Origin of the sequence: Pseudomonas fuscovaginae SE-1, from assembly GCF_000364705.1 — a bacterium.
GTDB classification, from domain to species: domain Bacteria; phylum Pseudomonadota; class Gammaproteobacteria; order Pseudomonadales; family Pseudomonadaceae; genus Aquipseudomonas; species Aquipseudomonas fuscovaginae_A.
Window position 1 is genome coordinate 1 of the sequence record NZ_AQOH01000168.1, and the last position, 8,048, is coordinate 8,048.

8 protein-coding genes and 1 pseudogene are annotated in these 8,048 nt (G+C 52.6%); 3 read left to right on the plus strand and 6 right to left on the minus strand.

Annotated features, from left to right (window positions below; translation table 11 throughout):
- Positions 1-41 precede the first annotated feature (41 nt).
- The 6 genes from K675_RS32355 to K675_RS0116420 form a co-directional block, all read right to left on the minus strand.
- Entirely contained in the window at positions 42-323 is a 282-nt protein-coding gene (locus K675_RS32355) for a hypothetical protein (RefSeq protein ID WP_232434443.1), read from the minus strand.
- 543 nt (positions 324-866) lie between these two features.
- Entirely contained in the window at positions 867-1,547 is a 681-nt protein-coding gene (locus K675_RS0116400; RefSeq protein ID WP_017904588.1) for a uracil-DNA glycosylase, read from the minus strand.
- Positions 1,544-2,758 carry a nucleoside triphosphate pyrophosphohydrolase family protein gene (locus K675_RS0116405; RefSeq protein WP_017904589.1) on the minus strand — a complete coding sequence of 405 codons (1,215 nt, stop codon included), beginning with the start codon at positions 2,756-2,758 and terminating at the stop codon, positions 1,544-1,546. Before K675_RS0116405 ends, K675_RS0116400 begins: the two co-directional genes overlap by 4 nt.
- Positions 2,759-2,934: 176 nt before the next feature.
- Positions 2,935-3,546 carry a hypothetical protein gene (locus K675_RS0116410; RefSeq protein ID WP_037006623.1) on the minus strand — a complete coding sequence of 204 codons (612 nt, stop codon included), beginning with the start codon at positions 3,544-3,546 and terminating at the stop codon, positions 2,935-2,937.
- Positions 3,543-3,989 (minus strand): hypothetical protein, encoded by a 447-nt coding sequence (locus tag K675_RS0116415; protein WP_017904591.1) that lies wholly within the window; start codon positions 3,987-3,989, stop codon positions 3,543-3,545. The genes K675_RS0116410 and K675_RS0116415 overlap by 4 nt, the downstream gene beginning before the upstream one ends.
- A gap of 93 nt (positions 3,990-4,082) precedes the next feature.
- Positions 4,083-5,339 (minus strand): nucleoside triphosphate pyrophosphohydrolase family protein, encoded by a 1,257-nt coding sequence (locus tag K675_RS0116420; protein ID WP_017904592.1) that lies wholly within the window; start codon positions 5,337-5,339, stop codon positions 4,083-4,085.
- 326 nt (positions 5,340-5,665) lie between these two features.
- Between K675_RS0116420 and K675_RS0116425 the strand changes: the two are divergent.
- The 3 genes and pseudogenes from K675_RS0116425 to K675_RS0116435 all read left to right on the plus strand — a co-directional run.
- Positions 5,666-6,076 (plus strand): annotated as a pseudogene (locus K675_RS0116425) (aldehyde dehydrogenase); the annotation flags it as partial.
- Between the two features lie 138 nt (positions 6,077-6,214).
- Entirely contained in the window at positions 6,215-6,496 is a 282-nt protein-coding gene (locus K675_RS0116430; protein WP_017904594.1) for a hypothetical protein, read from the plus strand.
- Between the two features lie 272 nt (positions 6,497-6,768).
- Positions 6,769-8,048 (plus strand): hypothetical protein (locus K675_RS0116435; protein ID WP_198291649.1); only part of this gene is annotated, 1,280 nt, incomplete at its 3' end.

Genomic DNA, 8,048 nt, shown 5'->3' on the forward strand with positions numbered 1-8,048 from the left:
AGGGGGTCAAATTTCAGTTGGCGAAAAATGAGGTAAAGGGGTCAGTTTTGGGTTGGCGTTGACACGAAAGGATCGGTGTGCAAGCTGAGTTCGTCGCCGTTGAGTTCTGCCGTTTCGAGCAGGCGCGAGACGTGGGCCAGCGCGTCATAGGCGGTGACGCCCTGCTGGATGGCGAACAAGGAAGGTTTATTAGAGGATTCTGGAGCAACGGGGCGGAAACGGGTGAATGTGAGACTGTCGAGTAAGCGGGTGGTGGATGCTTCGTTGTCTGTGCCGAAAGCCCTGTTGGTAGGCGGCGGATCAGGGACAATTTTCTTGGTCATGGTGGCGTTCCTTTGTTGGGTCAGGAGCCCGGCACCTACGCTGCAAAACGAGGGGTGACGAGCCGTACACAGGTTTGCAGACCGGCAACAAAGGAACCGGCAGGCCGAAGCCTCCTGCGCACAGCTCGCCATAACGCGAACGAAAAAATGCCGCTGACCGCGGCGTTGTGCGCCTTTGTTGTCACGGGCTGCAAAACCCGTATCGCTGAATTTGCAGCGACCTTGGGACTGTAGCCACGACGTTTGACGCACACAATATTGTCCCATGCCTGAATCGTGTGGGAAATATGAGATTTTTGGGAAGGCTGTTTCAGCTTAGCCTCAAAAGCTGGGTGACATTGAAGCGCTAGGAGGAAGAGAAGCCGTGCGAAACCACCGCAAGGCGACCTGATCAAGCCGGGCAACTCGCACAAGTTTTTCAGCGATGAGTCCGAATTCGAACGTAGGGTTCCGACTTGAATCGTCCCCCCCCCTGCTTGCCTTGATGGGGAATCGCTGGGCGGAGCGAAAGCCGCCAAGCAATTGCTCGCAGCACTCCCGGATTTAGAACAGTGAACCTTGGGTGCTTTGGCGTTTCGAACTGAATGTCTCTACGGGGATGTTGTACAGGGCACTCATCCCGTTACGGAAGTCCTTGATACCGCCGTAACTCGGATGACGGATGGCAACGACTTCGACATCAAAGCGGCTAGCATAGTTGTAGGCATCACCACCAATGGCGACTACACGACGTACCCCCAGCCACTTAATTAAGGTCTCGTTGAGCAGATCGACCTTCTGCAGTTCGCGCGCAGTGAACTTGCGGTTGGTGAAAGGATTACCTGGCTCGTGCGGATGAAACGGAAACACGTTCCACAGCAGTGGTGGAAGCTTAAGTGCCCTTAGTACTGACCAGATTTCAGAGGCGGTGCGCTCGACCACTGCTGGGCCTACCGTTGCCTGCTTGAAGTCCGAGCCCGGATAACGCTGCATCATTTCTGGAAGGTGGAACTCGTCTGTCAGAGCTAGGCCGGTCCGTCGACCGCCTCGATATCCCAGATCTCGTCCCATCCAGATGGTGTCGACACCGATATCGGTCGCGGCTTTAAGGTAGCCACGCAAATTGCGGCGGCGTGCAGCGACAGCATCGCTACGATCGTGAATGGGACACTTATCAGCGTAGGGATTGAATACGTTGTCCAGCTTCAGCTCGGACAGGGCCTTCACAAAGGCGGTAGGGTTCATGGCTGCTCATTCTTTTCTAAAGGTTCAAAGTGCATGGTGTGTTCGAGCACATTGACATGTACGGTGCCGCATCGGTGTCTCTGCAGGTCGCGAAAGACCTGAAACCCGGTAAGGATCGCTTTTTCCCACTGCCACAGCTTGCACGCCTCTACCTCGTAGCCTTCGACCATGCTTTCGATTTGTTTTAGCACGCTGTAATCCAACGCGCCTGGCTTGGCGTCGATATAAAACTTGCGGCTCTTGGCATGGTTGAAGATCCAGGTCGCGATGCCTTCCTCGATGATCATCGCGCGTGCACCGTCTTCATTTTCGTCCTTTTTGGGATCGGATTTGCGCTTGCGTTTGAGCAGTGCGCGCAGCACGGGCGACCAGCCAAGAAACGCGACATAGGCCAGATGGAAAACGTCGTGGAAGCGGTAGTCGTCCGGTTCGTTGCTGTTGTCCGTTAACCGATCCCCAATGAACACACCCTTCAGGCTCTGTACAACGTAGCCATTTTCGCGGGTGCCCCGTTCATTGAACTCCATGGCTAATTCGGCGGGGAATTGTTCATGATTAGGACACTTGAGATCAAACGGTGGCGGATAGACGGCGTCCTCATCTGGCCATCGGCTAAGGATCTTTTCGATGTTACTCCGGGCCACGTCCTCTAATCTCAGATCGAAGCTGGCACAGGCGATGGCCAACTCCGCAAGATGAATCCCCAGATTTTGGCTGCGCGATGAGGGAGACAAGGCCCGCATGGAGGCAAACGATACCTCGGCCAGCTCACCTGCCCGGTTTGCCAATCTGGCGAGCTGGGAGGAGCGGTCGACATAGTTCGGGCTTCTGCGCACTTCCATGAGGCTGTCGATGTGCCGGAACGTCACGGGCAGGATGGAGGGCCTCTCGCTTTCTCCAAATTCCGAGCGTAGATAAGCGATGCAACTGGCACCTATTTCATCCGGGCCGACATCAACCGATGCCGCAATGTTGATCAGATACCACAGTGCGTCCCCCAACTCCTCGGCAGCTAAATCGCTGACAGAGGCTGCTAGGCGGTCACGACCGACCTTTTTGACTGCGGAGAGTAGTCCACCTACTTCGCCGAAATAGCCGAATTTCAGCTTCTGGTAACCACCTTCATCCGTCTGAAACTGGTTGGTGTCACCGGCTTTCAGTCGGTATTGCGGGATCGATAAAGAGGGTAATTGCGGTGTCGGTACCGGCATGGAAGGTCCCTTTCCATAATCAGAGGCTGGAGATGGTACTTCAATGAGCCTGGATCACTTGGATCGCATCTGCCTTGCGCAACTGACAGTTTTTTCCCGGCCTGCGCATGAGCAGCTATTGCAATCGTCTCCCTAGGATAAAACGCGGGCAAGGTCTTTGAATTATCCAAGGTAGATTAGCCCCAAGAAGCTGGTCGGCCTCTGAGGCCCCGAACAGTGATCTTATTAAACCAGGCATCAATTTCGGCCCTGAAGCCTTTAGAGAACCCGTTTCGGTAGTTTCTCGAATGTGGGTAGAGATCGTCTCCTTCAAAGTTACGTAGATGTTCAGGAATATTTACGGCGTTCGCCCCCCAGTAAACAAAATCCTCGCCGATCAGAACATTGTCTGAGCCGGTATCCCGCTTTAGGTTCTCCCGGTTCAATGCTCCTCCCGCGAAACTGTGATGTGAGTCTGCTTGAATCCAGCCATTGCCGTCCCGGCGGTAGATATTGTCTCCATAGGCCATGCTTTTGCTTGCACGCAAATGGGGTCGCTTGATTCTGAACACTTCGTGTTCCCAATATTCTTGAAAAGACACTTTCTGGGACACTCGCATTGCGAAGATCATCATGCCTTCAAGTTTCAGGGCTTTGCTGCCACAGCCAATGATGATGTCTCCCACTCGGGCTCCTTCCCTGATCTGTGGTTTGCAGGTGCCCAGAGTGCAGATGCCATGAAACGGATTTGGCGCAAAGCCGTAATCCCTCACGAGCTTGTAGGAGAATACTTTTGGTAGATCATTCATTGGCAGATGACCCGATCAATGTCGCGTTCCTCGCGTGGACCGCCGTCTGCACGCTCCCAGACTGGGTCTCCCCCTATCACCTCATCTAGTCGCGGACTGTCAATCGTGAGTACAGAGTAGGCGTGTTCATCGAATACCTGAGGTAGTGACTCGACGTCTTCAGCAATGGCTACGATGCGTTTACCACACGTTGCAGCATGTTCGGCGGCACCTTCCAGGCACTCGTAGCCTTCCTTTGGGATTAGGAAAATGCTGATTACGGCGTTGTTGATGCAGCTCTGTATCTCATCGGAGACAGTCTGTTTCGCCTGAGCAGCTTCAACTTCAGGCTGCTCGGCTCCGGTCATGCAGACCTCGAAACCTCTGTCGTTCAATTGTTCCGACACTGCTTGGGCTTTCCGTTCGAGCCCTGTCGTGAAGACGATACACGCCTTATCGCTCATCGGTGAAACTCCTAAACCAGGTGTGTAGATAGCTGGACGGTTTGAAGGGAAGCGCTGTGGCCAGCGCTCCAGGACGCAATACACGGACAACGTCTATTCATCGTCGTCATTTCCTTCGCGAAAGCTGATCGTGTGATTCTCGAAGTCCGCCATCACGTAGCCTTTTCGCTTATTAACGAGCTGTCGGAAGATGCTGAAACCGTCCATGATTGCCTTCTCCCATTGCCACAATGCACACGAGTCAACTTCGTAGCCCCTGACGAAATCCTGAATGGACTTTAGCAAGTCATAGTCAACGTGATCGATGTTCTCAAACAACTCGCACTCAAGCCCTCGGCCAAAGATGAACGTGGCGACCCCCTCCTCAATAAGGATGGCACGGGCGCCGTCCTGGCTTTCGTCAATTTCAGGAACGCATTTGCGTTTCAGATGAAGGAGTGCCCGGAGCACGGGAGACCATCCCAGATGAACTGCAAACGCTAGGTGGAATACATCGTGGAAGCGATAGTCATCGCGCTCCATCTTGTTATCGGTCAGACGATCACCAATGATGATCTTATTGCACTTCTGAATAACGTACTGCTTCTCGCCTGCGGTCTCTTCGGCAATGTAGAATTCCAGCCGTGGAGGGAATCGTTCATTTTTTGGCATCCCGGCATCAAAACGCGATGGGTAGGTCGTGTCTGCCGGCCAGCGACTGAAGGTCTTCTTGAGGTTTCCAAGAGCCGCAGCGCTCATGTCCACATTGGCAGAGTTCGCCGCAGCGACCAGTGCTCGGAATATTTCCACCATATGCGCAGAAAGCTGGTCGCGATTGCGCTTGAAAGCACCGTTTTTGAAGTCATTGAGCAGATCGCCCACGCAGCCTGCGAGCGCAAGGATATGTGTGCTGAACGAATCTTCTGAGACCGCTTCGCCATCTCGACTCTGCAAGTCAGCAAAACCAAGACAAGGATCCTCAGGTATCGTGCTGTCCCAGTCCTCCAGGTCGCGAAACGCCAGTTGAGCAACAGTGGGTAGATCGAGCTGGGCTCGCGTGGCTAGCGTTGAGAAATACCAGAGCGTGTCGCCAAGCTCCTCAAGAATGGTTGCGCTGTAGCGCTTAAAGGCTGCCCGATCTCTCTGCAGTTTCTTGAAGGCACTGAGCAGGCTACCGACCTCACCGAAAAGCCCGAGGATCGTGAGCTCCAATCCGGCGTCTGGCAGCTTGTCGGTCGTGTGCGCAATGCGTTGGTATGTGCTTATGCTCATCCGGCCGTCACGAATCTCCGGTGGCAGGATTACAAACTGGTCAGGCGTCTTTGACGGGTCGGAACGGTCTTTCGGTGAAGGTAGAGTCTGTGCGTCCATGCAACCTCCGACTGAATTGATACATCAGGCACACTGCCAGCAATATGAAGTCGATTTGATATCATCATGATGGATCCAATATGAGTTGTTCAAGTCCTGAGGTGGGGATTCAGACGGAGCGTCATGCTGCGGACAGACCAGTAACAATCACATCAATCATTGTCTGTAGTGATCTACTAACCTCGGACACCTTTTTAGGCGAAAACAATCGCCATACAGAGGTGTTCGACGAGCAGATAACGACATACTTTCACCCCCCGCCTTCAAGCGTGAGCCTCCCGGCTTGGTGCTTGACCAGGGGAAAAATGGGACGGATCTATCTCTACGAAGCCTTCGGCCCGACCACTGTCGCCGTCGAGGTCAAGGACAACGAGCAACTGCGCGCTGCCCTGCTCGGCCTGCGTGGCCAGCTGACCGCCACCCTGATCGGTGAAGCGGAAGACTTCGAAGCCTTCGCCTGGCTGGTGCCACTGTTGGAAGAGAAAGTCGGCCGTATGCTGATCAACGGCTACCCGACCGGCGTTGAAGTGTGTGACGCGATGGTTCACGGTGGTCCGTACCCGGCGACTTCCGATGCCCGTGGTACTTCGGTGGGTACCCTGGCGATCGATCGCTTCCTGCGTCCGGTTTGCTACCAGAACTACCCGCAATCGCTGCTGCCTGAGGCACTGCGTGATGGCAACCCGTTGGGGCTGCGTCGCCTGGTGAATGGGCGGTGGAGTGATGCGGCGATCTGATTGCTGCGTTGATGGAGAGAGCTCCGCTTTGGCGGGGCTTTTTCACTTTTGGGATAGGTGTTTCGCTTTGTCCGTCCTGGGACTAGGACGGCCTCGCTGAATTCGTTCGCATATCCATCTTTGGTAATCGGAATCCTTATGCAGTCAGATCAGACCCGGCTACTCGCGCTCGCGCTGCTTGAGATCAGGGGGTTGCTTGCTGATTATCTGGGCAGTGATGTGGAGGCGCCAATCAACGTCCGGGTTGCAGCGCATCTGGCCTATGCGCGTCAAAATGAGGCGGAAGCTGCATGCATTGGCGGCGATTTTGAGGGCAAAGCTGCAAGCCTGAAAATCGCTGCAATTGATCAGGTTCTGGGGGGTACTGATGGGGCTACTTTGTTGAGCAGATTGGGGGCTCAGGGCAATGTCATGCCGTAAAGCGCTAAGCCTGAATGACTGCTACCGGCCAGTAGCAGACACTTCTGGAAAAGATCCAATCAAACGTGCATCATGGCATTGAGCCATGAATGCAACTTGTTCATTTGCCGACCAGCACTCGAATCGCCTAACACATTAGAAACTAATAAGAAAAAACATACAAATACAAGCCGACCAAGCATATCTACATAACAGGACGTTCTGCATGGCAAGTCAGCGACCAAGAGTAAAAGTAAAAAAAAAACACGCCAATAATAAAAAGACCTATTTCATTGGATGTAAAATCTTTCGCGATCGCGCTGGCGAAAGGAGCCGGACATGCCTTGCTGGGGAAGTTTGACGATCTAGGCGACGATGGGCTTGATGCAATGGCCGCAATCGGCCTTGCCGAAACTGGCCCAGAGATCATGGCGTATACGCTACTACAAAACTCTTTAATTACCGCTATAAAGGCGTTGCTTGAAGACACCAAGGAGGTAATAGGTGAAACAGATTACTTCGGCAGCTTTGAAATACTGCTAGAACAGCATATCGGCAATTTCGAAATTACCGAAGACTTTTTCCTGGCACCCCAGAACCTACCAATAGTCAATTCTATTCAAGAAGCAATAATTGAATGGCTTGTCCGCCAAGGGCATTCGAAAAGCATAGCATGCACAATATCTTCCAGATTGCCCGGCTACATAGCTTATTCCCTTCACAAAGAGTGGCAGCGTAACAAAGCTGAATATGAGACGATAAAAAGCGCATTATCTTCTCCCTTCACAAGCACTATAGAGCATATAAATAGTTGGGATGCGTACAGCGCCCAACTTCAAATGCGACTGGAGGAACCAGTATTCGGAGAGCCATTCGGCTTGCGCCAGATATACATCCCACTGAACGCATACTATGAAACTAAAGGCGACAAAAACGAATCACTTGAAGAATCGAAAACCAAACAGCGAGTAGTAGTGCGTTTGATAGATGAGTTGGATAACTGGCTAGCCTCTTCAAAAAAAGATGATGCTGTTCGTGCAATTAGTGGTGGCCCGGGTAGCGGTAAATCCTCCTTTTCTAAAATTTACAGCGCGCATATCGCCAGCCAAAATAAAATAAAGGTCCTTCTGGTACCTTTGCACTTCATCGATCCTAGTAGAGATTTTATTGATGAAATTGGGCGTTTCGTACGAGATGAAGGAATACTAAAAAATAATCCACTGCAAAAAGATTACAGCTTTCCGGAGCTTTTGATCATACTGGACGGCTTGGACGAACTGGCAAGCCAAGGCCGCGCAGCTGCAACTACAGCTAGAAATTTCGTGAGAAGCGTCCAGCAGACTGTCGATCGTTTAAACATGCACTCTCTTGCCCTGAGAGTTCTATTCAGCGGGCGAGAGGTTGTGGTCCAAGAAAGCGAGTCTGAATTTCGGCGCCCTCATCAAGTCCTTACAATCATGCCGTATTTTCACAACCCGCTGGTAGTTAACTATCAAGACCGGAGCGATTATTATGATCCGGACAAGCTTCTTGAGAGTGATCTTAGGTCAGATTGGTGGAGGAATTATGGAGC

Bases quoted from the DNA above. Each gene is read 5' to 3' on its own strand.
- K675_RS32355 (WP_232434443.1), bottom strand. From the start codon at position 323: ATGACCAAGAAAATTGTCCCTGATCCGCCGCCTACCAACAGGGCTTTC.
- K675_RS0116400 (WP_017904588.1), bottom strand. From the start codon at position 1,547: ATGAACCCTACCGCCTTTGTGAAGGCCCTGTCCGAGCTGAAGCTGGAC.
- K675_RS0116405 (WP_017904589.1), bottom strand. From the start codon at position 2,758: ATGCCGGTACCGACACCGCAATTACCCTCTTTATCGATCCCGCAATAC.
- K675_RS0116410 (WP_037006623.1), bottom strand. From the start codon at position 3,546: ATGAATGATCTACCAAAAGTATTCTCCTACAAGCTCGTGAGGGATTAC.
- K675_RS0116415 (WP_017904591.1), bottom strand. From the start codon at position 3,989: ATGAGCGATAAGGCGTGTATCGTCTTCACGACAGGGCTCGAACGGAAA.
- K675_RS0116420 (WP_017904592.1), bottom strand. From the start codon at position 5,339: ATGGACGCACAGACTCTACCTTCACCGAAAGACCGTTCCGACCCGTCA.
- K675_RS0116430 (WP_017904594.1), top strand. From the start codon at position 6,215: ATGCAGTCAGATCAGACCCGGCTACTCGCGCTCGCGCTGCTTGAGATC.